We start from the raw sequence: 23,761 nt of genomic DNA, 5'->3' as shown, positions 1-23,761 counted from the left end.
CCCTTCCTCCCAAATATGTTCCAACGGGGGAAAATAAACTTTTTTGCATTTGAGAGTAGTGGAGTTTTTTCTAAGACTCGCTGTTTAAATACTATGAGCACAAGGGACGGAATATGACTAGCTAATAACGGAGAAACAGTAAAAAAGTTCCCAGCCGCAGCTGAGAACTTTAAAAATTAAACCTTAAACATGTAGAAAACTTGCCACACGTTCTTCCTCTAAGATGTTACCGACAAAGAATGAGCCGAATTCTCCGTATCTAGCACTTACTTCATCAAAACGCATTTCATAGACAAGCTTTTTAAACTGAAGGACTTCGTCGGCAAACAGGGTTACACCCCATTCGTAATCGTCAAAACCAACAGAACCGGTGATGATTTGCTTGACCTTTCCAGCGTATGTACGACCAATCATTCCATGGCTGCGCATCAGGTTTCGGCGCTCTTCCATCGGCAGCATATACCAGTTGTCATTGCCCTGGCGGCGCTTGTCCATTGGATAGAAGCAAACATGATTTGTTTTAGGCAGCGTTGGGTACAAACGAGCTAATATTTGCGGATTTTGGTATGGATCCTCACCTGCAGGCAAATAGTTACTTAGCTCGACAACCGACACATAAGAATGGGCCGGAACCGTAAATTCAGCCAATCTTGTTTTATTGAATTCGGTTTCAATTTGGTTTAGTTCTTCCATAGTTGGACGAAGAATCATCATCATAAAATCAGCTTTTTGACCAACAATTGTATATAAAGCATGGCTGCCTTCTTTACGTTCCTGTGTGGCATTCCATTTCTCAACTAGACTTAAAAACTCGTGGATGGCGGCTTGGCGCTCATCACTAGGGAGCATTTTCCAAGTTGTCCAATCAACTGTTCGAAAATCATGGAGGCAATACCAGCCATCAAGTGTTACTGCTGCTTCACTCATTATAATCACTCCTAAATAATCATTCTTCTTATTTACAATCTATACTATAACATAGTTTGACCCAGTGGCGCGCGAATAAACCTATTGAAACAGGTCAATGGATATTTTTCATGGAAAAAGTAAATCATAAAAACTAGAGTGTAATTTTTTGAAAACATAAACTTTTTTATGAAAACGTTTATCTGTGAGTCTTATCATTGAAATTTAGAAAAGGTAAAGTATGCTAATTAAGTAGGTTTATTAAGGGAGGATTTAGTTGTGAGTGATTTATTCGAAGGATTAAAGCAGAAAATTTCAGGTCGTGATTTGAAAATTGTTTTTCCAGAAGGATTAGACGAGCGGATTGTTCGAGCTGTCGGTCGTTTGGCAGCGGAAAAATTAATCACACCGATTTTGATTGGTAACATCGAACAGGTTCAGGCTAAGGCAGCAGAACTTGGCGTTTCCTTAGATGAGGCAGAAATTTATGACCCTGCAAGCTATGCGGGCATGGACGAACTTGTGTCTGCTTTTGTTGACCGCCGCAAGGGGAAAGTAACGGAAGAGGATGCACGCAAAATTTTGCTTGATGAAAACTACTTTGGCACGATGCTTGTTTATTTAAATAAAGCACACGGTCTTGTCAGCGGTGCAACTCACTCCACTGCGGATACGGTACGCCCTGCCTTGCAGATCATCAAAACAAAAGAAGGCGTGAAGAAAACGTCCGGTGTGTTCATTATGGTTCGTGAGGATGAAAAGTATGTATTCGCCGATTGTGCGATTAATATTGCACCAGATAGCAATGATTTAGCAGAAATTGCGATTGAAAGTGGAAAGACAGCTCATATGTTTGATATGGAACCGCGTATTGCGATGCTTAGCTTTTCAACAAAGGGTTCAGCAAAATCGAGTGAAACGGAACGAGTGGCTGGAGCTGTGGCAGAAGCGAAGCGTCGTGACCCATCCCTTATCATAGACGGAGAGTTCCAGTTTGATGCGGCCTTTGTTCCATCTGTGGCAAAAAGTAAGGCGCCCGATTCACTGCTCCAAGGGGATGCCAACGTATTTATTTTCCCAAGCCTTGAAGCAGGCAACATCGGCTACAAAATTGCGCAGCGCTTAGGCGGCTTTGAAGCGGTGGGACCAATCCTGCAGGGCTTAAATGCACCGGTAAATGATTTATCACGCGGTTGTAATGAAGAAGATGTCTACAAGCTAGCGATCATTACGGCAGCGCAAGGGTTATAAGAGAGTTTTAGGAGGGGCCGGTCCATTGGGTGGATCGGCTCCTTTTTGAGTTATTCTCCCAAACTTTGTATTAATATTCTGGTATTTTGTAAAGGCTATTTTCGCATAGATTGTTGTTTTTCGTATAAGTTCATCAACCCGTATAACTATATGCTTCGTGGCATCTTTTCGTAATAACTCTTGCGAAAATTGCCTTGAAACTTAGTAAATGACCCATATTAAGCTTCAAAAGCAACAAAGTTTACGAAAAGAGCCTTTGTGAAATTATCCTGACTTTCGTAAAATTATCCTGATTTTTGTAAATAAAGTATAATACTTTGTATAATAACTATTGAAATCTGTATAAATCCTAGTAAAAAAACCTATCAATTCAAATCAAGGAGCCAACCCAAATGCAAGGATTACTGCGTCAGCCGCAATGGCGAATCATCGATCAATCAGCCGTGGGTATTCATTTTCAGGCATTACAATCGTTTGGAACCGATGATACCCTTTGTGCTTCAGTCGGATCGGGTCAGGCACCGGCCACAGCTAGAACATGGGTCCATCACAAAACCATCGTCCTCGGCATCCAGGATACAAGATTGCCATTTTTACAAGCAGGGATTGAATTTTTACAGGAGCAAGGATATCAGGCAATTGTCAGAAACTCCGGCGGCCTCGCTGTCGTCCTGGATGAAGGTGTCCTCAATATTTCATTAATTTTTCCAGAAGCGGAAAAAGGGATCGATATTAATCGTGGCTATGACACGATGTGGCAGCTTATTCAGAATATGTTTGCTGATTTTCCTCACCAGATTGAGGCGCGGGAAATTGTCGGTTCTTATTGCCCGGGAAGTTATGACCTAAGTATTGCGGGGAAAAAGTTCGCTGGTATCTCTCAGCGCCGCCTTAAAAAAGGGGTCGCTGTCCAGATTTATCTTTGTGTGAATGGCAGCGGCGGGCAGCGAGCCGAGCTGGTAAGGGAATTTTACAAACTAGCAAAACAAGGGGAAGAAACCAAATTTGCTTATCCAGAAATTGTCCCTGAAGTCATGGCCTCGCTCGCGGAATTGCTCGAGACTGATTTCACCATTGCCGATGTGATGCTTCGTCTATTAAACCAGTTAAAGGATAATAGTGAGCTCCTATATGCTGGCCCATTGAACGAGTATGAACTGGAGTTATTTCCGAGTTATTATCAACGGGTCATCGACCGTAATGAAAAAATCGCTGCCATGTAAAAAGCCGCAAATCCCAATTAAGTGGATTTCCGGCTTTTTTTCAAAGAGATGTTGCGCTTTATCTCTTCTCCCAATTCTTTATGTCTAGCGCCAAGTCCAGCGGCTAGTGTACTTCGCCGCTAAACGGGCTCTTCTGCTTTTCTTATTACTCCGCTACTTTCTCTAAATTCCCATTACGGTCCATTTTGAATTTAGTAGCAGGTCTTTCTTCTTCTTCAAATAGCACAAGCTTCCGAGCGCGGTTCATGATCTTCATTAGGGTCTCGTAATCTTCTTGAATGGTCTCCGTATTTTGCTCAAGACCTTCGATTTTAGCAGCCATTTCCTCATTTTGGCGTCTTAATTCGGACAGCTCTCTTTTTAATCTTTCATTCTCACTTTTTAATGCTTCATTTTGCAGATTGGAATGATGAAAGTTTTGCAAGTAAGTAATGACGGAATCAAGCGAAAGTCCTGCCGTATTAGCCGGGCGGTACGTTTGGACTGGTCTTTGAACCTGTACCTGTGCCTGTGCCTGTGCCTGTGTTTGAACCGGCGCTTGTGGTTGACTCGCAACAGGGTTTACATAGGTTTCCTCTGCCATCTCTGCCGTCATATCCGCCATCTCAAAGCTAGTTTCCAGCGGCATGTCAACGTGAACGGGTAATGCGTCAAACTCCGGTGTAGCAGTAAGCGGTGGACTATATAGCAGCTTTTTCTTACCGCCTTGATCTTTTCCTAATACTCTTTGTCTTTGTTTTCGTTGCTTTTTAGCTAATTGCAATGCTTTTTCATAGCGGTGACGAACGACGGCATTCCATCTGAACCCACACGCGGCAGACGTACGATTTAGTTTATCGCCCACCTCTTCAAAAGCGTTTAGCTGTGTACTTCCTTCTCTTACATGCCTTAGGACAGTTTCGGCTAAAAGCAAATCATTCTCATCTGTCCATGCATCTTGACGAACTTTCATATGTTCAACTCCCTTTTATAGTTTTTGGATGAACCCGCCCTTGATTCTTGACGAGTTTTTAAAAGTTCTAGTCTTAGGATGGACAAGTTTATGAACCTTTATACCAAAATGGTTGCAAGGATAGTAGATTTTTTTAACGAGTTTAGTAAAGATTGCAACTTGCATTCGAAAACAAGAAAATGTAAAATACCAGAGGAGTTATTCGGTTGTTTTAAATATCCGTACTGGATAAAATATAGATATAGATATAGATCGTACCAAAGAAAGGGTTGTCTTACATGTCCAATGAATTTCGCGTTTGCGATGATTGTCAGGCCGTGAATTTAAAGACATTGATCCCTCGGTTGAAAGAACTGGATCCGAATGCCGAAGTCAAAATTGGCTGCCAATCCTATTGCGGTCCTGGCCGGAAAAAGACCTTCGCCTTCGTTAATAACCGCCCAGTTGCTGCATTAACGGAAGAGGAATTAATGGAAAAAGTTAATAAAAAGATAAGAAAAGCGGAAGCGTCCGTTTAGCAACGTATGGACTGGAGCGCTTCGACTGAGATAAAGGAAACACGGAGAGCGGAGCGCATTCGTGCTTGACTTATCGCAGGGAGAAGAGCGAAGTACACTAGTTGCTGGACGCTGGAGCTAGACAGTCGTCTAAGTTAAAAGAACCTTTTCTATCGATCAATAATCACCTTTGTCCAATAAACTCAGGTGATTTTTTTTCTCATTCCATGTCGAAAAATCGTGTAGAATTTTGCTGAAACCAGGGTGGTTTTTGGGATATAATAGAAAATATCAAAGCAACAAGCATGAAGCTCTCAAGCGCCAGGAGCAAGTTTACGAGGAAGAGGGAAAGTCTATGGCCTATTCGGCGGAAAAACTTAGTGAAGAAAAAGTATTTAAAGACCCCGTCCATCGCTACGTCCATGTACGTGACCTGGCCATCTGGGATTTAATCGGCACGAAAGAGTTTCAGCGCTTGCGGCGCATTAAACAGCTCGGAACGACGTTTTTAACCTTTCACGGTGCAGAGCACAGCCGCTTTAACCATTCTCTAGGTGTCTATGAAATCGTCCGCCGCATCATTGATGATGTGTTTGCGGGGAGACCAGAGTGGAATGATGACGATCGCCTGCTGACCCTATGTGCGGCCTTGCTTCACGACCTCGGCCATGGTCCGTTCTCCCATTCTTTTGAAAAAGTATTTGATTTTGACCATGAGGATTTCACCCGGAAAATCATTTTGGGAAACACAGAAGTAAATAACGTCCTTCGAAGGGTCAGTCCTGATTTTCCTGAAAAAGTCGCTGAAGTGATTGCGAAGACTTCGGAGAAAAAGCTAGTGGTCAGTATGATTTCCAGTCAAATTGATGCCGACCGGATGGATTATTTGCAGCGGGATGCCTATTTTACTGGTGTCAGCTACGGTCAATTTGACATGGAACGGATTCTAAGGGTAATGCGTCCGCGTGAAGATCAAGTCGTCATTAAAAAGAGTGGCATGCATGCGGTTGAAGATTATATTATGAGCCGTTACCAAATGTATTGGCAGGTTTATTTCCACCCGGTGTCGCGCAGTGCGGAGGTCATTTTGACAAAGATCCTCCACCGCGCCAAGCAGTTGTTTGAGGAAAACTATTCTTTTAAATATGAACCCATCCACTTTACGTCGATTTTCAATGAAAGAGTAACCTTAGAAGACTATTTAAAATTAGATGAATCGGTCATTTTATATTATTTTCAAATTTGGCAGGAAGAAACAGATCCTGTTTTAAGCGACCTATGCGGGCGGTTTGTCAATCGCAATCTATTCAAGTACGCGGAATTTGACCCAGCGAAGGAATACAAAAAGCTCGTTGAACTAGGTTCATTATTCAAAAAGGCTGGGTTGGATCCTGAATACTATTTGGTGGTCGATTCTTCGTCTGATTTACCGTATGATTTCTATCGTCCCGGTGAGGAGGAGGAGCGGCTGCCGATTCATTTGCTGATGCAAAATGGGGAATTGAAGGAGCTTTCTCGGGAATCTGAGATTGTTGATGCGATTTCGGGGAAAAGAAGGACAGACCACAAGCTTTATTATCCGGCTGATTTTCTTCTTGATGACTCGGTTAAAAAGAATGTGAAAAGGCAAATCCGTGCCCTTTTAGAGGTATAGAACGATTGGTGCCTGACACCCAATAATGATCTGTTTTAGATGGAGTAGGAGATGACGAACGTTGTTAAATGATCATGCGAAACTGATGCAGGCGGTTATGGTTTCCGGTGAGATTATCGGACGTAAGAAGCTGCAAAAGATGATATATATTGCGAAAAAGGTGGCATTTCCCTTTCAAGAGCGGTTCCAGTTTCATTTTTATGGCCCCTACTCAGAGGAATTGACGTTACGGGTTGAGGAGCTTTGTAATATGGGATTTCTCAATGAGGTGAAGGAGAAAAAGGGCGGGTATTTTCAATATCGCTATACGTTGACGGAGCCGGGGAAAGAGTTTTTAAGTTTAAATGAGGTGGAAATGCCTTATTTGCAGGATTGTCTGGCCGACATGAATGAGCAGAATGCTAGATTCTTGGAGTTGGTTTCGACGGTTTTATATTTTGATAATCTATCAAAAGAAGAAGTGGCGAATAAGGTATTTACGCTAAAGGCAAGCCAGCGCTATACTGAGGCGGAAATCGATGAGGCCTATCAATATATCGAATCATTAAAAGCGAAAATTCAATAAGAGATGTGAAACACTGCTTGAACCAGCTGCACGCGCGGAGGGTCTCGGCGGTGTTTTTTTAGTTTTTTGTAACCAAAAAGGTGTCAGGCACCATGTGAAAATTTCACATGGCACCTGACACCACTATCTTTCTAGTTATTGATCGCTTTTTCGTACGCCGGCAATTCCAAGGTTGCTTTTGCTCATTTCTTCGATCATTACGTGGATGGCTTCTTTGGGTGCTCCTGTTGTTTCGCTGACTGCTTCGGTTACTTTTGTAACAAGGGCACGCTTCTGCTCGTCGTTTCTTCCTTCAAGCATTTTTACAGTAACATAAGGCATGTTTTTTTCCTCCTTCGTACGATAATGGTTTAGTTCATCGCCGCTAAATGGACGCTTTCGCTTTTCTTTGTTAGTGTTCCATATTTCGACGAAAAGTGCAATATCGGATGACACTTTTGATTTTCTTTTTTGAAACGATTTCATGTATACTAAAAGGAATATAGATAGAAAGAAAACGGAGTCTATGCACTAAACCTAAGTGACATCCGTTTGCGATGGAAGGAGATATAGTGTTGGAAAATTTTGGTTTTCTTGCCTATCCGTTAAGCATGATTCCCTATTTGGCGATTACACTAATGATTGCCTTTACGTTTCATGAATTCGCCCACGCGTTTGTTGCCTATAAATTCGGTGACATGACCGCGAAAAAACAAGGTCGGTTGACGCTTAACCCGCTCAAACACCTGGATCCTATTGGAACAATTTTAATTTTTATCGCCGGCTTCGGGTGGGCCCGTCCGGTACCGGTTAATCGTTTTTTCTTTAAAAAGCCCCGTCTCGCAGGAATTTTGGTTTCTGTTGCCGGGCCGCTTAGCAATCTGATCTTAGCTTCACTCGGCTTTGTTGTTGCGTTCGGGTTAAATCGTTTCGGCACAACCCTGCCAGAAAATTTTTCTGATTTTCTCGAAATATTCATTCGGCTGAATATTGTCCTTTTTATCTTTAATCTGCTGCCATTCCCACCGCTTGACGGATACCGGATTATCGAGGATTTAGCGCCGACGCATCTTCGGGCGAAAATGACACAGTATGAACAGTATGGTGGATTGATTTTTTTAATTTTAGTTTTTACCCCGCTGGATAAATATACAATCGAGCCGATTTTTGCGGTGGTCATTCCATGGGTATGGGATGGATTACATCAATTCTTCAGCATGTTGTTTTTTTAGGAGGTTCGTTTAATGGAAAATAATAAGAAGAAACTTGGTTTTAATATCATTAAAAGTGATCCCACTGATGGCCATAAAGGTTTTGGAAAAGGGGCCCTTAGTCTTGATAATGTTTCGCCTGTCATTATTGATGTCGAGGCCGGTGAAGCGGAGATTGATGTCGGTGCCATGCATGCCAGGAGCACCGTTGAAAAAGGCATTAAATTTTTGAAAAATCAAGAAGAGGTGCCGAATGGGAAACCCTATTGGCTTGTGTGGGTAACGATTGACCGTATGCAAGAAGGGCCTTATTATGCTGGCGTAACGGCATGCTTCATGACCGTCGACCGGGAAATCCGGCGCGGCTATAAATCCTTGCCTGAACACGTCAACCGCATGGATAAGTCGCTGAAGCGTCATATTATTGTCGACGAAATGGACGCGAATTCGAAAAAGGTATTAGCGGAATTCTTACGTAATCATAATGAAGTCTTGTGGAACAACTCTACGGAGGAACTCAAACGAGGTTTATTGGCTGAATAAAAATTAATGCTTGTAGTTTTTTTGAAAATTATAGTATTATATTCTTTGTTAAAACAATGTAAAACCAGGACAAGAAAAGCTCCGGAATTTATTCCGGAGCTTTTCTATTTCAATCTAGGTCCACGGCATAATTTTCTTATACCATGGGACTTTTTTGGTGCCCTCCTTGTGTTTCTCAGGCACGGACTTGTGATTTCCTAGATGTTCGGCGCAATATTCGGTTGGCTCGGTGCCGCTCACGAAATAAGTGAACCGGCGCACCGGGCAATCCTTTGTCGCCAGCTTGCCATTCTCTGGATCAACATACACGCCTGTAACGCCTTCCTTCGGCGCTTTAAATGCCTTGACGGGCTTGCCTTTTAAGGCCTCTTCCATAAAATTTGCCCAGATATTCTTCGCGTACGTTTTTTCCGCAACCAGCTCAATTGGTTTTCCCATATCGTACCCGGCCCAGACGGCCGTAACGAGCTGCGGGGAGTAGCCAATCATCCAACTGTCGGTTTCCGTTGAGCCCGATTTCCCTGCGTAGGGCCGGGTAATATCGTTGATAACCGTGCTCCCTGTTACCTTCGCATATCCGTTTAGTTTCGGATCGAAAATCCCCGTCATCATTTGCGTCATCACATACGCTTTGGCTGGGTCCAGCACCTTTTCATTTTCCTCTTCTTTTTCATAGATGACTTTGCCATTATAGTCTTCGACTCTCGTAATCAAGGTGGGACTAACTTTTTTCCCGCCATTCGCAAGCAAACTATAGGCATTGGCCATTTCGATGACGCGGACACCTGATGTTCCTAATGCCAGAGAAGGGACATGAGCCATTTTTGAAGAAAGTCCGAATTTCTTAGCTGTCTCGATTAATGTTTCTTCTCCTAAAAATAAATGCGTTTTGACCGCAAAAATATTATCGGAAACAGCGAGCGCTTGGGCGAGAGTAATTTCGCCGTTGGCGTACTTATTGTTAAAGTTATGCGGTGTATAGTCAGGCTGGCCATCATCAAAATGGAACTTCGTAAACTCACTGCGCATCGTTGAGGAAGGTGTAAATCCTTGCTCGAGCGCCGCGTAGTATAGGAGTGGCTTGATGGTCGAGCCTGGTTGCCTAATCGCCTGCACGGCACGGTTAAAGGGACTTTTTTCATAGTCCCTGCCGCCGACCATCGCTTTCACATAGCCGTTTTTCGGGTCCATTGCGACAAGACCGACTTGAATTTCCGATAGATTTGCTACATATTTATGAACCTGGTCTTCCGCCGCTTCCTGCTGTTTACGGTTAAGCGTGGTATAGACTTTTAAGCCGCCGAGGGCAATCGTGCGGTCATCTAAATGTAATTGATTTTTCAAGGCATTTCTGACGGCATCCTGAAAATAGGGAGCGACCTTCACTTTCTGCTTATTGTGGCTGCCTACGATTGTCAGCGGCTGCATAGCGGCATCGATAGCTTCCTTTTTCTTGATGTAATCATTTGTCACCATGCTTTTTAAAATGATCGCTTGGCGGCTTTTTGCATGTTCCATCGAGGCAAGCGGGGAGTAGATGCCCGGTCCTTTCGGAATTCCCGCCAGCATGCTTGCTTCGGCAAGAGTAAGGTCAGCAGCTTTTTTACCAAAATAATATTGGCTGGCAGCTTCAACACCATAGGTACCGTTGCCATAATAAATAGTATTTAAATAGCCTTCAAGAATTTCTTTTTTAGAATAATTCATCTCGATCCGGATGGTATAAAAAGCCTCGTGCAGCTTCCTTGTCCAAGTTTTGTCGTGCTCGAGAAATAGATTTCGAGCATACTGCTGAGTAATCGTGCTCGCGCCCTGTACCTTTGCGAAGGCTTGAACATCCGCTAACACAGCACCCGCAATCCGCTTAAAATCAAAGCCATGGTGCTCGTAAAAATTTTTATCCTCAATGGAGATGGTCGCGTCGACCAAATCGGGTGAAATATCCTTTAAATTGGTCCAATACCGTTTTTGACCGCTATTGCTCTCGCCAATCAATGTCCCGTCGTCAGCAAAGATTAATGTCGATTGCGGAACGGCAAGCGGTGGTGCTCCCAAAATTTTTGCATAGGCAAGAATCCCAAGGAAGAGAATAAGCATACAAATCATGCCTATCAAACTGATGATAATCACTGCCCGTAAATATTTAATTGTCTTCCGAAACCCTTGATCAGTCATGATTTCCATGTGTTCACCACCCCTTTAGAAAGCGGAGGCGCCGCAGCTAGCCTCGTTTTTCCAGTTTTTAAAAAATTAGATAGTAATAGTATTGAAAAAATAGAGTCATTTTAAACATTTATTGGTTTATTTATTTAAATTTTGCTAGACTTTTTCTTGTGTTTGTAATTCAATGGTTTGGGTACTATAAAAAGAAAAGCGAAGTGCCCTAGTTGATGGGCGCAGGTGCTGGGCAGTTTTCTACGGTTATTGAAAATGAGAGTAGAAAGGAAGATGGAAGTATGTCAATTTGGTTTACAGAAAAGCAAACCGAAAATTTTGGTATCACTATGAAAGTAAATAAAACCTTACATACAGAGCAAACTGAGTTTCAAAAGTTGGATATGATTGAAACAGAAGAGTGGGGCAACATGCTTCTACTAGATGACATGGTCATGACCTCTGTCCGCGATGAGTTTGTTTACCATGAAATGGTGGCGCATGTTCCGTTATTTACGCACCCAAATCCTGAAAATGTCCTTGTTGTCGGCGGCGGCGATGGCGGCGTAATTCGTGAAGTGTTAAAGCACCCAAGCGTGAAAAAAGCAACGCTTGTTGATATTGATGGCAAAGTAATTGAGTACTCAAAGAAATTTCTTCCGGAGATCGCTGGCATGCTTGATGACCCGCGTGTCGATGTCCAAGTGGACGACGGCTTTATGCACATTGCAAACAGCGACAATCAATATGACGTGATTATGGTTGACTCCACCGAGCCAGTTGGACCAGCGGTGAACCTATTTACCAAAGGGTTCTATGCAGGGATTTCAAAGGCGTTGAAGGAAGACGGCATCTTTGTTGCGCAATCGGATAACCCTTGGTTTAAAGCGGATTTGATTCGTAATGTCCAACGCGACGTTCGCGAAATCTTCCCAATTACTCGTTTGTATGTAGCCAATATCCCGACGTACCCAAGCGGCTTGTGGGCGTTCACGATCGGTTCAAAGAAATATGATCCATTAGAAGTAAGCGAAGACCGCTTCCATGAAATCGAAACAAAGTACTACACAAAAGAGCTTCACAAAGCAGCCTTCGTCTTGCCGAAATTTGTTGGGGATTTGTTGAAGTAATTAAAATAGTGCTTCTTAACGACCGAAGTCGAGAAAAAAGAGGTCTGACGGTAGTCAATAGGGGTTCTTAACGACCGAAGTCGAAAAAAAAGAGGGCTAACAGTAGTCAATCAAGCCTCTTAACGACCGAAGTAAAGAAAAAAGAAGGTAAACGGTCGCCAATCGAGCTTCTAAACGGCGACCGAACCATAGAAAAAAAGGGGGATGTGCCGCTAAGTAACGGGCACTACCTTAATACATAGAGAGTGAGGGATACATAGATGCGTTTTGATGAGGCGTATTCAGGAAATGTGTTTATTAAGAGTCATCCGAATTTTGAGGAGAGTCAGGTTGTTTTGTACGGGATGCCGATGGATTGGACGGTGAGTTACCGTCCGGGTTCGCGTTTTGGTCCTGCCCGCATCCGCGAGGTGTCAATCGGTTTGGAAGAATACAGCGCCTACCTTGACCGCGAACTGGAAGAGGTTAAATACTATGATGCAGGCGATATTCCCCTTCCATTCGGGAACCCGCAAAAGAGCATCGACATGATTGAAGACTTTGTTGACCAAGTACTAGCTGCCGGCAAGTTCCCGTTGGGGATGGGCGGGGAGCATCTTGTCTCGTGGCCGGTTATGAAAGCTGTTTATAAAAAATATCCCGATTTAGCCATTATCCATTTTGATGCCCATACTGATTTACGTGAGGAATATGAAGGCGAACCGTTATCGCACTCGACTCCGATCCGCAAGATTGCGGAACATATTGGGCCGAGCAACGTCTATTCATTTGGAATTCGTTCCGGGATGAAGGAAGAATTCGAATGGGCGAAGCAAAACGGGATGCATATTTCGAAGTTTGAAGTGCTTGAACCATTAAAGGAAATCCTTCCGAAACTTGCGGGACGTCCGGTTTATGTGACGATTGATATTGATGTCCTTGACCCAGCGCATGCACCTGGTACAGGGACGGTGGATTGCGGAGGTATTACTTCGAAAGAATTGCTTGCCTCTATTCATGAGATTGCTCGTTCCGAGGTGAAGGTGGTCGGCGGTGACCTTGTCGAGGTGGCGCCGATTTATGATCCATCGGAGCAAACGGCAAATACTGGGAGTAAGTTAATTCGTGAAATGCTGCTTGGCTGGGTGAAATAAAGAGAAAAGCGGGAGCGCCTCGCCCAGGTCGTATGACCGAAGAAAAAGGGGTTAGCCAAGCTAGACAATTCTCTAATTCAAGGTGCCTGTCCCATTGGGGCAGGCATTTTTTGATTTGTGGCCGAGCAATGTTTATAATAGAAAAAGTATGCATTAGAGTAGTTACGTCAATTACTAGGACTAGAACAATTCCAAAGAATTATACTGAGTTCCTTTTTAAAAAGGCTCTTTTCGTATACTTTGTTGCTTTTGGAGCTATTTAAGAGCCATTTACTAAGTTTCTAGGTAATTTTCGCATATGTTCTTACGAAAAAATGCCACGAAGCATCTAGTTAAACGGATTGATGAACTTATACGAAAAACAACATTCTATGCGAAAATAGCCTTTAAAAAAGAAAAAAGGGAAGTGCCATTAGGTTTGTCTATTACTGAAATTCCGATGAAAATTAATGTGAAAACGACGATTCGTCAGCATGGGGGCAAGGAAGTTTACGAGCTGTCGCTGTTTGGCCGGTATCTTGAAAAAGATGGTGCTGTGTTTCTGAAGTATGAAGAGATGCAGGACGAGGGCCAGGTGCGGACGATTGTGAAGGTTGCTGGGGATGAGGCGCTGATTTTGCGCGGTGGTGCGGTGAAGATGCGGTTGCCGTTTCGCTTGCATAAGAAGCTGCACGGCAGCTATGAAATGCCGTTTGGGGTCTTTGAGACGCTGACGCTGGCTAAACGGATTGAGCATTCTGATGGTCTGATTGACATTCTTTATGATTTTTCGATGCAGGGTAAGCCTGCTGGTACATACCATTTGGAAATTACCTTTCAGGAGGATAACAATGAATATAGTTGAACAAGTGCAAAGTAAGTTAAAAGAGGAAATTCGCGCGGCGGTGTTAAAGGCGGAACTGGCCACGGAGGAGCAAATTCCGGATGTGGTTCTGGAAACACCGAAGGAGAAGGCGCACGGGGATTATTCGACGAATATGGCGATGCAGCTGGCTCGGGTGGCGAAGAAGGCGCCGCGGGTGATTGCGGAAGCGTTGCTTGCCAATATCAACCGTACGAAGGCTTCGATTGAAAAAATTGAGATTGCGGGGCCTGGATTTATCAATTTTTATATGAATAATAGTTATTTAACCGAGCTGATTCCGACGGTGCTTAATGCTGGGGAAAAGTATGGTGAGACGACGGTGGGCGGAGGCCAAAAGATTCAGGTCGAGTTTGTGTCGGCCAATCCTACAGGTGATTTGCACCTTGGTCATGCCCGCGGTGCAGCGGTTGGTGACTCGCTTTGTAATATTTTAGATAAAGCAGGCTATGATGTTTCGCGTGAGTATTATATTAATGACGCCGGTAATCAGATTAATAATCTGGCATTGTCGGTCGAGGCGCGTTATTTCCAGGCGCTTGGTTTGGAAAAAGATATGCCAGAGGGCGGCTACCATGGTGCGGATATTATTGGCATTGGGAAAACGCTGGCAGAGGAGTTTGGCGACAAGTATGAGAATGTTTCCGATGAAGAGCGTCATGAATTTTTCCGTGAGTACGGTTTAAAATATGAAATGGCGAAATTGAAACAGGATCTCGAGGATTTCCGGGTTCGCTTTGATGTATGGTTTTCTGAAACGTCGCTTTATAAAAATGGGAAAATTGACGAGGCGCTGGAGGCGTTACGGGCGAGCGGTTATGTGTATGAGGAAGACGGAGCGACTTGGCTTCGCTCGACTGATTTAGGCGATGATAAAGACCGTGTGCTTATTAAACAGGATGGTACGTATACCTATTTGACTCCAGATATCGCTTACCACAAGGACAAGCTGGGGCGCGGCTTTGAGAAGTTGATCAATATTTGGGGAGCGGACCATCACGGCTATATCCCGCGGATGAAGGCGGCGATTCAGGCGCTTGGGTATGACCGCGAGGCGCTTGAGGTGGAAATTATTCAGCTTGTTCACCTTTATAAAGATGGTGAAAAGATGAAGATGAGTAAGCGGACCGGTAAAGCGGTAACGATGCGTGATTTGGTCGATGAGGTCGGCCTCGATGCGACGCGTTATTTCTTTGCGATGCGCAGCTCGGATACGCATATGGACTTTGATTTAGATTTAGCGGTGTCGGAGTCGAATGAAAATCCGGTTTATTATGCTCATTATGCCCATGCGCGGATTTCGAGTATCCTCCGTTCTGGTGAGGAGCAGGGTGTACGGGTCGATGCCGATGCTGATTTTTCGTTGGTGTCGTCGGAGAAGGAAATGGATTTATTAAAGAAGATTGGGGAGTTCCCGGCAGCTGTTGGGGAGGCCGCATTGAAGCGCGTCCCACACCGGATTACGAACTATATCTTTGAGTTAGCGTCGACGTTCCACAGTTTTTATAATGCGGAAAAGGTGCTCGATCTCGATAATGCTGAGCGCACTAAGGCGCGCCTCGCGTTGGTACGGTCGGTGCAGATTACACTTCGTAATGCACTTGCCTTGATTGGAGTTTCAGCTCCGGAAAAAATGTAATCATGATGTTTGCGGCTCCCTTATTTAGATAAGGGGGCTATTTTTTTTGAAAGGCTGCTTTCTAAAAGTTTGTTGTTTTTGAAATAAGATGACGAACATTGTAGAAGTACAGAGCAGCCTGAATACACGAAGACTCCTGCCGGAAGACGGGGCTGGGGAGACCCCACAGGCGCTTGCGCCGAGGAGGCTCCCTGTGCCGCCCGCGGAAAGCGAAGTGTATTCAGGCTGCGGGTTAAATAAACAACCAGCAACTTTTCTTAGGAACCACTCTCACTTTTGAATATCCTCCCAAAAAGTGCAAATACTAGTAGGGACTTTAACCAGAGGAGTGGAAGAAACGGATGAATGTGGGACGAGCCAAAGAAATTGTGGAATCTGCCGATATGATTTATGTGACTTACGAGGGGACGCCAGTGATCATTCAACATGTTGATGAAACAACACATGTAGCGAGAATTTACTCAAGAAATGATCCGGATAACGAGCGTGACGTTCCTGTCTTAAACTTAATTGAGGAATAAAGAAGAGTCTTCGAGGTGATTCGAAGACTCTTCTTTATGGGGTCTAACCCCTGTTCCCCCAATTATAAAAAATAGGAAACAAGCGAAGCGATGCATTCCTTGAATGAGCGGATCGGATTCGGTTTGTTAAGGACCGCTAATGTCAGCGGAACGGAGTCATCCATGTCCTTTTCCAGAATCTCCTTCAAGCGTTGAATAAACGCCGGATCATAAATATAGCAATTGATTTCCTTATTCAAATACATACTTCTTTTATCAAAATTGGCGGTACCGATATCACAGATTTTATCATCAATGAGAAGGGTCTTTGCGTGATAGAATCCTTTCTTATATTGATAAACGTTTGCTCCCGCCTGAATCAACTTCCGTAAATAGGGGAATGATCCCTCTTGAACAAACGCATGATCAGCGGCAAAGGGGACGATGATAGAGAGATGAACGCCGCGCTTTAAGGCAGCCAGTAACGCCGCTAAAATTTTCTGACAGGGGACAAAATACGGCGTGCCAATAATCAGCGAATCCCTTGCTTGTTGAATGAGCGTCAGATAATTTTGTTCTAACTGCTGGGCCTCTGTCGGCACAAATCGGTGGCGGACCTGACCGTCAGCCAAGTCGGGGAAATAGGCTGGATTACCCATGATATCCTCACCAGCATATTCGTGCCAATCACTCAAAAACTCTGTTTGCAAAAAATTAACGCTTCGGCCGGTGATTTTCAAATGGTAATCACGCCAAATCCCCACGGAAGGATCTTCGTCGATATACTCCTTGCCGACGTTAAATCCACCGAGATAGCCAATTTCCCCGTCAATAATTGAAATCTTGCGGTGATTTCTAATTTGCGAAGAATAGAAAAGGAAGGGTAGCTTGATGTTATTGCTAAAAGCAAAACGAACCCCCGCCTCCCGCAATGTCTGGATGGCCGCCTTCTTCACCTTTAAACTGCCAAGCCGGTCAATGAGAAGCCGGACCTCCACCCCGGAACGGGCCTTTTCTTTTAAAATATTGAAAAATTCCTGGCTGATTGCATCGTCTTTGACAATATAAAAGAGCACATGAATATGCTTTTTTGCGCTTTGCAGTTCATGAAAATAGTCGGCAAACAATTTTTTTCCGTGCGTGAAAATATCAAAGTCACCATGAATAATGGCTGTTTCTCTTCTGCTGACTATGGAAAGATGCTTCTTTCTACCTAGATAAAAATCGAAAACAAACCATATAATGACGAAAAAAAGTAGTACGCTCAACACGAGTGCCAATTTCATCCGGATTCTTTCCTCCAATCAGTTTAGTTAGTTTTCCCGAAAGTACTAATTTCTATAAGTTAGACAATCTTTTCAAAAAATCATTTGACTGAACGCTCATTCATAATATAATAGATTTAAGTATAGATTCTGAAAATTAATTATTTTCTAGAAGTTAAAGGGGAACCAAGGAAAGGGGCAATATGTATGAATGGTTTACTATGGGTCAACTTGATTGCATTTCTTGCTGTAACCGCTTACGCAGTTAGTCTGTTTGTGTATGTGGTCAAGACCCGGATCGAATTTATCAAGCTTGGGAAAAAAGTCGAGTTTGAAGACAATGTCAAAGAGCGGCTCCGCAAAATTTGGGTCAATGTGTTTGGCCAAAAGAAATTGCTGAAGGATAAAAAAAGCGGGATCATGCACGTCATGTTCTTCTATGGCTTTATCCTCGTCCAATTTGGCGCGATTGATTTTATTATCAAAGGGATTAAACCGGGGGCACACCTTCCGCTTGGACCGCTTTATGCAGGGTTCACTTTTTTTCAGGAGCTAGTCACTTTGATGATTTTAGTGGCGGTTATCTGGGCTTTCTACCGCCGTTATGTGGAAAAATTAGTCCGCTTGAAGCGAAACTTTAAGTCAGGTCTTGTCCTTATTTTTATTGGCGGCTTGATGCTTTCTGTTCTCCTTGGCAATGGGATGAGTCTCATCTGGCATGGTGAAGATACTTCCTGGACCGAGCCTGTCGCATCGCTGATTTCGGTTATTTTTTCAGGGATTAATGAAACCGCCTCCATTGTGATTTTCTATATTGCTTGGTGGGCGCACTTATTATTCCTATTAACTTTCCTAGTGTACGTACCGCAGTCTAAGCATGCCCACTTAATTGCCGGGCCGGCGAATGTGTATTTTAACCGTTTGGATAAGCCAGGAAAATTGAAAAAGGTTGATTTTGAAGATGAATCCCAAGAATCATTTGGGGTTGGAAAATTAGAAGATTTCACGCAGCACCAAATGATTGATTTCTATGCCTGTGTCGAATGCGGCCGCTGTACTAATATGTGTCCGGCAACAGGGACAGGGAAAATGCTGTCACCAATGGACTTAATCGTTAAACTGCGTGATCATTTAACCAATCACGGTGCCGCCGTAACTTCGAAACAGCCGTGGGTGCCGACCTTTGCGTTTGGCAATACGAAGGGAAATCAACTGGCCCTAGCTTCAGTAGGTCAAGCCGTACAGGAATCTGCTGCCGCTTCCGCTTACAGCCCAAGTTTGATTGGGGACGTCATTACAGAAGAAGAAATTTGGGCCTGTACAACATGCCGAAATTGTGAAGATCAATGTCCAGTGATGAATGAGCACGTCGATAAAATTATCGACCTGCGCCGTTACTTAGTGTTAACCGAAGGGAAAATGGACGCCGATGCTCAGCGCGCAATGACCAATATCGAACGCCAAGGCAATCCATGGGGCTTGAACAGAAAAGAACGTGAAAATTGGCGTGAGGCACGCGAGGATGTTCAGGTACCGACCGTGAAGGAAATGAACAAAGCCGGCGAAGAATTCGAATATCTCTTCTGGGTGGGCGCGATGGGATCTTACGATAACCGCAGTCAAAAGATTGCTTTATCGTTTGCGAAACTGCTCAATGAAGCAGGCGTGAAATTTGCGATTCTTGGCAATAAAGAAAAGAACTCTGGTGATACACCGCGCCGTCTCGGCAATGAATTCTTGTTCCAAGACCTGGCAACGAAAAATATCGAGGAATTTGAAAAAGCGGAAGTCAAGAAGATCGTCACGATTGACCCGCATGCGTATAATATTTTCAAGAATGAATACCCAGATTTCGGCTTAGCCGATGTCGAAGTGTTCCATCATACCGAGCTTCTTTACGAATTGGTTCGTGATGGCAGACTGGTGCCGAAACATGCGGTGGATGAAACGATTACCTTCCACGATTCCTGTTATTTAGGGCGTTACAATGATGTGTATGATGCTCCGCGTGAAATTCTTAAAGCGATTCCGGGAGTGAAACTTCTTGAAATGGAGCGGAACAGAGAGAAAGCCATGTGCTGTGGCGCAGGCGGCGGAATGATGTGGGTGGAAGAAGAAACCGGACACCGCATCAACGTAGCAAGAACCGAGCAGGCCCTAGCGGTTAATCCGTCGGTGATCAGTTCCGGCTGTCCGTACTGCTTAACTATGCTGTCCGATGGGACGAAGGCGAAAGAGGTCGAAGAAAAGGTTTCGACATATGATGTGGCCGAGCTGCTTGAAAAAGCAGTTTGCGGAGAAGTAGCATAGCAGATGATGGAGTGCGGAAGTTGATTTGTTAACCTATTCATAAAATTTTAAAAATTTTGTGTAAAACATTTCAACTTCTGCACTTTTTTATGTAGAATAGAATGTATAGATAAAACGCTTACATTTACAGTTTTTAAAAAGCAGAATCCTGCGTTTCTTTTTTGATTTTTACCCGAGCGAGCGTTCAGTCGCTCTCTTTTTAAAGAAGGTTTATCTGAATATTATGAATAGGGGAGTGTGTGAAGATGGGAAGAACGGTCATTTTAAGCGGGGTTAGAACACCTTTTGGAAAATTAGGAGGGGCACTAAGCAGCTATACCGCATCACAGCTGGGTGGTATTGCCGTAAAAGAAGCAATCGTTCGTGCCGGTGTTAAGCCAGATGAAGTTCAGGAAGTCATTCTTGGTTCTGTTTTACAAGGAGGACAGGGACAAATTCCTTCGCGCCAGGCCGCTCAGCACGCCGGATTGCCCTGGGAAGTGAAGACAGAAACAATTAATAAGGTGTGTGCGTCCGGGATGCGCAGTGTCACGTTGGCAGATCAAATCATCCGTGCTGGTGATGAAGAAGTGATCGTCGCAGGCGGCATGGAATCGATGAGCAACGCTCCGTATGTCCTGCCAAAAGCTCGCTGGGGTTTCCGGATGGGTGACGCACAGATCAAGGATTTAATGATTCATGATGGCTTAACATGCAGTTTTACTGGTGTTCATATGGGCACCTACGGCAACGAAGCTGCTGCAGATATGGAAATTAGCCGCGAGGCACAAGATGAGTGGGCGTTACGGAGTCATGTTCGGGCTATTGCGGCGATCGAGAGCGGGAAATTTGCGGAAGAAATCGTTGCGGTGGAAGTTCCACAACGGAAAGGAATTCCATTAATAGTTACGACGGATGAGTCCCCGCGAAAAGATACTTCGTTGGAGCGGCTGTCTAAATTAGCACCAGTGTTTAATTCAACGGGAACGATTACGGCTGGGAATGCCCCTGGGGTCAATGACGGTGCGGCCGCCCTCGTATTAATGAGTGAAGAGCGTGCTGTTCGTGAAGGCCGAGCAGCCGAAGCGGTGATTGTCGGTCATGCGGCTGTTGCTGTGGAAGCAAAGGACTTTCCGAAAACACCGGGACTTGTGATTAATGAGCTTTTACGAAAAACAGGCAAAACGGTGGACGAAGTGGATTTATTTGAAATCAATGAAGCCTTCGCGGCGGTAGCATTAGTCAGTGGCAAAATTTCCAGTTTAGATCCAGAAAAGGTCAATGTCAATGGCGGTGCGGTCGCCTTAGGACATCCGATTGGGGCCAGTGGGGCACGGATTATTCTTACATTGATGCATGAACTAAAGCGCCGCGGCGGCGGAATTGGGATTGCGGCAATTTGCAGCGGCGGTGGTCAGGGCGATGCCGTAATGATTGAAGTTCCGCGCGGTTAATTGGTTGGAAGTTTTTTAGTTTACTAGATGGTGTTAATGGGACTGATTTTCCATATATTGTCTAATTGTACAAAACATATTGATTTTCGTACAAAACCATCTGAAAATTGTACAAAACTCATGGAAATTGGTACAAAGCTTGGTGAAAGTTGCACAAAACACCTTGGAAATTGCACAAGACCATTAAAGAGTTATTTTTAGAAGTCAAAAGACCAATAAAATGACATGAATAAATGGTCAAAATACCAAAGAACCTATTAAAATAGCAAAAAATCACGAAAAAAATATAAAAAATACTAGGTCGGACCTGTTCCGGCCTTCTTCGGAGGGGAAAGAATGAAGATTTCAAAGCTTATGGTAATTGGTGCAGGACAAATGGGCTCCGGAATTGCTCAAGTTTGTGCGCAGGCGGGGTATAAGGTCGTCCTAAATGATTTAAAACCGGAGTTTGTGGAACGCGGCCTAGCAGGAATCAATAAAATACTTACACGGAATGTTGACAAAGGACGCCTGACCGAAGAGCAAAAACAAGATATTCTCATTAACCTTACCGCTTCCACCGACCTAAACGATGCCCATGACGTCGACCTCGTCATCGAAGCAGCCATTGAAAACATGGAGATTAAAACAAACATCTTTGCCCAACTCGATGAAATTACCCCAGCACACGCTATCCTTGCGAGTAATACCTCATCATTGCCAATCACCGAAATCGCCGCGGCCACGAAGCGCCCGGAGAAAGTGATCGGCATGCACTTTATGAATCCTGTTCCGGTCATGAAGCTCGTCGAAATCATTCGTGGCCTCGCAACAGCAGACGAAGTGTACCAAGTGATTGAGGACATGACAAAAACGTTGAACAAGGTACCCGTTGAAGTTAACGACTTCCCAGGGTTTGTTTCTAATCGCATTCTGATGCCGATGATCAACGAAGCAATTTACACCTTGTATGAGGGCGTGGCCACGAAGGAAGCCATCGATGAAGTCATGAAACTCGGCATGAACCACCCAATGGGGCCGTTAACCCTGGCTGATTTTATCGGCTTGGATACATGTTTGTATATTATGGAAACGCTTCACCAAGGCTTTGGTGACGACAAATACCGTCCATGCCCGCTACTTCGTAAATATGTGAAAGCAGGCTGGCTTGGCAAGAAAACAGGACGCGGTTTTTATACGTACGAATAAACACAGCATTTCTTCGACAAAGGGGTCGTGATAATGATGAATACCACCATAGTACATTCCTCAAAAGGGGAGAACACCATGAATCTTTCATTCACCGAAGAGCAAGAAATGATGCGAAAAATGGTTCGCGATTTTGCCAATAGCGAAATTGAACCATTTATTGAAAATATGGAAAGAGGGGAATTTCCGCGCGAAATCCTCCGCAAAATGGGTGAGCTTGGCTTAATGGGGATTCCTGTCCCTGAAAAATACGGCGGTGCCGCGATGGACTTCACTTCCTATATCCTAGCCATCCATGAGCTTTCCAAGGTAAGTGCGACAATTGGAGTCATACTATCTGTTCATACCTCCGTCTGCACGAATCCGATCCTATATTTTGGAACCGAGGAACAGAAGAAGAAGTACGTACCGAAGCTGGCTTCAGGGAAGTACCTCGGCGCGTTTTGCTTAACAGAGCCAAGTTCCGGTTCGGATGCCGCCAGTTTAAAATCACGTGCCGTCAGGAAGGGCGATCATTACGTCATCAACGGCTCAAAGGTGTTCATTACGAACGGCGGCGAGGCCGATGTCTATATTGTTTTTGCGAAAACGAATCCTGAACTGGGCAGTAAGGGGATTTCCGCGTTTATTGTTGAAAAAAATACCCCCGGTTTTATTGTCGGTAAGGATGAGAAGAAAATGGGCTTGCACGGATCCAGAACCGTCCAACTCACGTTCGAAGACATGCACGTGCCAGCAGAGAATATGCTGGGTGCTGAGGGCGAAGGTTTTAAAATTGCGATGGCCAACCTTGATGTCGGCCGTATCGGGATTGCCACCCAGGCACTTGGAATTGCTGAGGCCGCACTGTCAGCCGCAACCACTTATGCGGCAGACCGACAGCAATTTGGCAAGCCCATCGCTGCCCAGCAGGGGATTGGCTTTAAGCTAGCTGATATGGCCACCAGCGTGGAAGCTGCAAAACTATTAGTCTATCGGGCGGCCTATTTACGAACAAACGGCTTGAAATGTACCTTGGAAGCGTCGATGGCAAAACTGTTCGCGACTAAAACAGCGGTCGAAGTCTCAACCGAAGCGATCCAAGTATTCGGAGGTTATGGCTACACCGAAGATTATCCAGTCGAGCGTTATTTCCGTGATGCAAAAATCACCGAAATTTATGAAGGAACGAGTGAAATTCAACGAATTGTTATTAGTAAACATCTTTAAAGAAGGCTATCTTCGCATAGATTGTTGTTTTTCGTATAAGTTCATCAACCCGTATAACTATATCTTCGTGGCATCTTTTCGTAAGAACATTTGCGAAAATTGCCTAGGAACTTAGTAAATGAACCTTATAAAGCTCCAAAAGCAACAAAGTTTACGA

The 23,761-nt window shown here is 44.3% G+C and carries 21 protein-coding genes; 16 read left to right on the top strand and 5 right to left on the bottom strand.

Annotated features, from left to right (window positions below; all coding sequences use genetic code 11):
* Positions 1-183: 183 nt before the first annotated feature.
* A complete protein-coding gene (hemQ, locus tag ACJ004_RS18235; RefSeq protein ID WP_410894549.1) occupies positions 184-927 on the bottom strand; it encodes a hydrogen peroxide-dependent heme synthase in 744 nt (247 codons plus the stop codon).
* Between the two features lie 258 nt (positions 928-1,185).
* On the opposite strand from hemQ, the gene pta reads away from it, so the two are divergent.
* On the top strand, positions 1,186-2,157 hold the full coding sequence (pta, locus tag ACJ004_RS18230) for a phosphate acetyltransferase (RefSeq protein ID WP_410894548.1): 972 nt from the start codon (positions 1,186-1,188) through the stop codon (positions 2,155-2,157).
* A gap of 392 nt (positions 2,158-2,549) precedes the next feature.
* Positions 2,550-3,380 carry an octanoyl-[GcvH]:protein N-octanoyltransferase gene (gene lipL, locus ACJ004_RS18225; protein WP_410894547.1) on the top strand — a complete coding sequence of 277 codons (831 nt, stop codon included), beginning with the start codon at positions 2,550-2,552 and terminating at the stop codon, positions 3,378-3,380.
* A 145-nt stretch (positions 3,381-3,525) separates the two neighbouring features.
* Here the strand turns inward: lipL and ACJ004_RS18220 are convergent, their stop codons facing one another.
* Positions 3,526-4,332 carry an RsfA family transcriptional regulator gene (locus tag ACJ004_RS18220; RefSeq protein ID WP_410894546.1) on the bottom strand — a complete coding sequence of 269 codons (807 nt, stop codon included), beginning with the start codon at positions 4,330-4,332 and terminating at the stop codon, positions 3,526-3,528.
* Positions 4,333-4,610: 278 nt separating this feature from the next.
* On the opposite strand from ACJ004_RS18220, the gene ACJ004_RS18215 reads away from it, so the two are divergent.
* From ACJ004_RS18215 to ACJ004_RS18205, 3 genes are all read left to right on the top strand, one after another.
* Positions 4,611-4,850, top strand: coding sequence for a YuzB family protein (locus ACJ004_RS18215; protein WP_410894545.1), 240 nt, complete (start codon positions 4,611-4,613; stop codon positions 4,848-4,850).
* A gap of 334 nt (positions 4,851-5,184) precedes the next feature.
* On the top strand, positions 5,185-6,483 hold the full coding sequence (locus tag ACJ004_RS18210; protein WP_410894544.1) for an HD domain-containing protein: 1,299 nt from the start codon (positions 5,185-5,187) through the stop codon (positions 6,481-6,483).
* 61 nt (positions 6,484-6,544) lie between these two features.
* Entirely contained in the window at positions 6,545-7,048 is a 504-nt protein-coding gene (locus ACJ004_RS18205) for a YwgA family protein (protein WP_410894543.1), read from the top strand.
* 135 nt (positions 7,049-7,183) lie between these two features.
* On the opposite strand, the gene ACJ004_RS18200 is transcribed toward ACJ004_RS18205, so the two are convergent.
* Positions 7,184-7,513, bottom strand: a complete 330-nt coding sequence (locus ACJ004_RS18200; RefSeq protein ID WP_410894542.1) for a 2-hydroxymuconate tautomerase — start codon at positions 7,511-7,513, stop codon at positions 7,184-7,186.
* Positions 7,514-7,638: 125 nt separating this feature from the next.
* Between ACJ004_RS18200 and ACJ004_RS18195 the strand changes: the two genes are divergently transcribed.
* Both ACJ004_RS18195 and ACJ004_RS18190 read left to right on the top strand, forming a co-directional pair.
* A complete protein-coding gene (locus ACJ004_RS18195) occupies positions 7,639-8,259 on the top strand; it encodes a site-2 protease family protein (protein WP_410894644.1) in 621 nt (206 codons plus the stop codon).
* Between the two features lie 12 nt (positions 8,260-8,271).
* Positions 8,272-8,781: a YwhD family protein gene (locus tag ACJ004_RS18190; RefSeq protein WP_410894541.1), complete on the top strand. Its 510-nt coding sequence runs from the start codon at positions 8,272-8,274 to the stop codon at positions 8,779-8,781.
* Between the two features lie 114 nt (positions 8,782-8,895).
* On the opposite strand, the gene ACJ004_RS18185 is transcribed toward ACJ004_RS18190, so the two are convergent.
* The gene (locus ACJ004_RS18185) at positions 8,896-10,965 is read right to left on the bottom strand and encodes a transglycosylase domain-containing protein (RefSeq protein ID WP_410894540.1); all 2,070 of its coding nucleotides are present in this window, start codon (positions 10,963-10,965) and stop codon (positions 8,896-8,898) included.
* A 272-nt stretch (positions 10,966-11,237) separates the two neighbouring features.
* On the opposite strand from ACJ004_RS18185, the gene speE reads away from it, so the two are divergent.
* The 5 genes from speE to ACJ004_RS18160 all read left to right on the top strand — a co-directional run bounded on the left by speE (position 11,238) and on the right by ACJ004_RS18160 (position 16,220).
* Positions 11,238-12,065, top strand: coding sequence for a spermidine synthase (speE, locus tag ACJ004_RS18180; protein WP_410894643.1), 828 nt, complete (start codon positions 11,238-11,240; stop codon positions 12,063-12,065).
* Between the two features lie 260 nt (positions 12,066-12,325).
* The gene (speB, locus tag ACJ004_RS18175) at positions 12,326-13,198 is read left to right on the top strand and encodes an agmatinase (RefSeq protein ID WP_410894539.1); all 873 of its coding nucleotides are present in this window, start codon (positions 12,326-12,328) and stop codon (positions 13,196-13,198) included.
* Positions 13,199-13,496: 298 nt separating this feature from the next.
* Complete coding sequence (locus ACJ004_RS18170) at positions 13,497-14,042, top strand: YwiB family protein (protein ID WP_410894538.1); 546 nt, start codon at positions 13,497-13,499, stop codon at positions 14,040-14,042.
* On the top strand, positions 14,029-15,699 hold the full coding sequence (argS, locus tag ACJ004_RS18165; RefSeq protein ID WP_410894537.1) for an arginine--tRNA ligase: 1,671 nt from the start codon (positions 14,029-14,031) through the stop codon (positions 15,697-15,699). Before ACJ004_RS18170 ends, argS begins: the two co-directional genes overlap by 14 nt.
* A 341-nt stretch (positions 15,700-16,040) precedes the next feature.
* On the top strand, positions 16,041-16,220 hold the full coding sequence (locus ACJ004_RS18160) for an H-type small acid-soluble spore protein (protein ID WP_410894536.1): 180 nt from the start codon (positions 16,041-16,043) through the stop codon (positions 16,218-16,220).
* A 62-nt stretch (positions 16,221-16,282) separates the two neighbouring features.
* On the opposite strand, the gene cls is transcribed toward ACJ004_RS18160, so the two are convergent.
* Positions 16,283-17,470 carry a cardiolipin synthase gene (cls, locus tag ACJ004_RS18155; RefSeq protein ID WP_410894642.1) on the bottom strand — a complete coding sequence of 396 codons (1,188 nt, stop codon included), beginning with the start codon at positions 17,468-17,470 and terminating at the stop codon, positions 16,283-16,285.
* 201 nt (positions 17,471-17,671) lie between these two features.
* On the opposite strand from cls, the gene ACJ004_RS18150 reads away from it, so the two are divergent.
* The 4 genes from ACJ004_RS18150 (at position 17,672) to ACJ004_RS18135 (ending at position 23,604) form a co-directional block, all read left to right on the top strand.
* Positions 17,672-19,774, top strand: a complete 2,103-nt coding sequence (locus ACJ004_RS18150; RefSeq protein ID WP_410894535.1) for a (Fe-S)-binding protein — start codon at positions 17,672-17,674, stop codon at positions 19,772-19,774.
* A 245-nt stretch (positions 19,775-20,019) separates the two neighbouring features.
* On the top strand, positions 20,020-21,207 hold the full coding sequence (locus tag ACJ004_RS18145; protein ID WP_410894534.1) for an acetyl-CoA C-acetyltransferase: 1,188 nt from the start codon (positions 20,020-20,022) through the stop codon (positions 21,205-21,207).
* 336 nt (positions 21,208-21,543) lie between these two features.
* Complete coding sequence (locus ACJ004_RS18140) at positions 21,544-22,395, top strand: 3-hydroxybutyryl-CoA dehydrogenase (RefSeq protein ID WP_410894533.1); 852 nt, start codon at positions 21,544-21,546, stop codon at positions 22,393-22,395.
* A gap of 78 nt (positions 22,396-22,473) precedes the next feature.
* Positions 22,474-23,604, top strand: coding sequence for an acyl-CoA dehydrogenase (locus ACJ004_RS18135; RefSeq protein WP_410894641.1), 1,131 nt, complete (start codon positions 22,474-22,476; stop codon positions 23,602-23,604).
* Positions 23,605-23,761: the final 157 nt, after the last annotated feature.

The organism is Neobacillus sp. 204, from assembly GCF_046562815.1.
In the GTDB taxonomy this organism is placed as follows: domain Bacteria; phylum Bacillota; class Bacilli; order Bacillales; family Cytobacillaceae; genus Neobacillus.
Note: the sequence above shows the minus strand (reverse complement) of the source record. Positions and strands in the feature narration are given on the sequence as shown.

Excerpts from the sequence above, each read along its gene's own strand:
- hemQ (WP_410894549.1), bottom strand. The coding sequence starts at position 927 with ATGAGTGAAGCAGCAGTAACACTTGATGGCTGGTATTGCCTCCATGAT.
- lipL (WP_410894547.1), top strand. The coding sequence starts at position 2,550 with ATGCAAGGATTACTGCGTCAGCCGCAATGGCGAATCATCGATCAATCA.
- ACJ004_RS18220 (WP_410894546.1), bottom strand. The coding sequence starts at position 4,332 with ATGAAAGTTCGTCAAGATGCATGGACAGATGAGAATGATTTGCTTTTA.
- ACJ004_RS18215 (WP_410894545.1), top strand. The coding sequence starts at position 4,611 with ATGTCCAATGAATTTCGCGTTTGCGATGATTGTCAGGCCGTGAATTTA.
- ACJ004_RS18210 (WP_410894544.1), top strand. The coding sequence starts at position 5,185 with ATGGCCTATTCGGCGGAAAAACTTAGTGAAGAAAAAGTATTTAAAGAC.
- ACJ004_RS18200 (WP_410894542.1), bottom strand. The coding sequence starts at position 7,513 with ATGAAATCGTTTCAAAAAAGAAAATCAAAAGTGTCATCCGATATTGCA.
- ACJ004_RS18195 (WP_410894644.1), top strand. The coding sequence starts at position 7,639 with ATGATTCCCTATTTGGCGATTACACTAATGATTGCCTTTACGTTTCAT.
- ACJ004_RS18190 (WP_410894541.1), top strand. The coding sequence starts at position 8,272 with ATGGAAAATAATAAGAAGAAACTTGGTTTTAATATCATTAAAAGTGAT.
- ACJ004_RS18185 (WP_410894540.1), bottom strand. The coding sequence starts at position 10,965 with ATGGAAATCATGACTGATCAAGGGTTTCGGAAGACAATTAAATATTTA.
- speE (WP_410894643.1), top strand. The coding sequence starts at position 11,238 with ATGTCAATTTGGTTTACAGAAAAGCAAACCGAAAATTTTGGTATCACT.
- speB (WP_410894539.1), top strand. The coding sequence starts at position 12,326 with ATGCGTTTTGATGAGGCGTATTCAGGAAATGTGTTTATTAAGAGTCAT.
- ACJ004_RS18170 (WP_410894538.1), top strand. The coding sequence starts at position 13,497 with ATGTTCTTACGAAAAAATGCCACGAAGCATCTAGTTAAACGGATTGAT.
- argS (WP_410894537.1), top strand. The coding sequence starts at position 14,029 with ATGAATATAGTTGAACAAGTGCAAAGTAAGTTAAAAGAGGAAATTCGC.
- ACJ004_RS18160 (WP_410894536.1), top strand. The coding sequence starts at position 16,041 with ATGAATGTGGGACGAGCCAAAGAAATTGTGGAATCTGCCGATATGATT.
- ACJ004_RS18150 (WP_410894535.1), top strand. The coding sequence starts at position 17,672 with ATGAATGGTTTACTATGGGTCAACTTGATTGCATTTCTTGCTGTAACC.
- ACJ004_RS18145 (WP_410894534.1), top strand. The coding sequence starts at position 20,020 with ATGGGAAGAACGGTCATTTTAAGCGGGGTTAGAACACCTTTTGGAAAA.
- ACJ004_RS18140 (WP_410894533.1), top strand. The coding sequence starts at position 21,544 with ATGAAGATTTCAAAGCTTATGGTAATTGGTGCAGGACAAATGGGCTCC.
- ACJ004_RS18135 (WP_410894641.1), top strand. The coding sequence starts at position 22,474 with ATGAATCTTTCATTCACCGAAGAGCAAGAAATGATGCGAAAAATGGTT.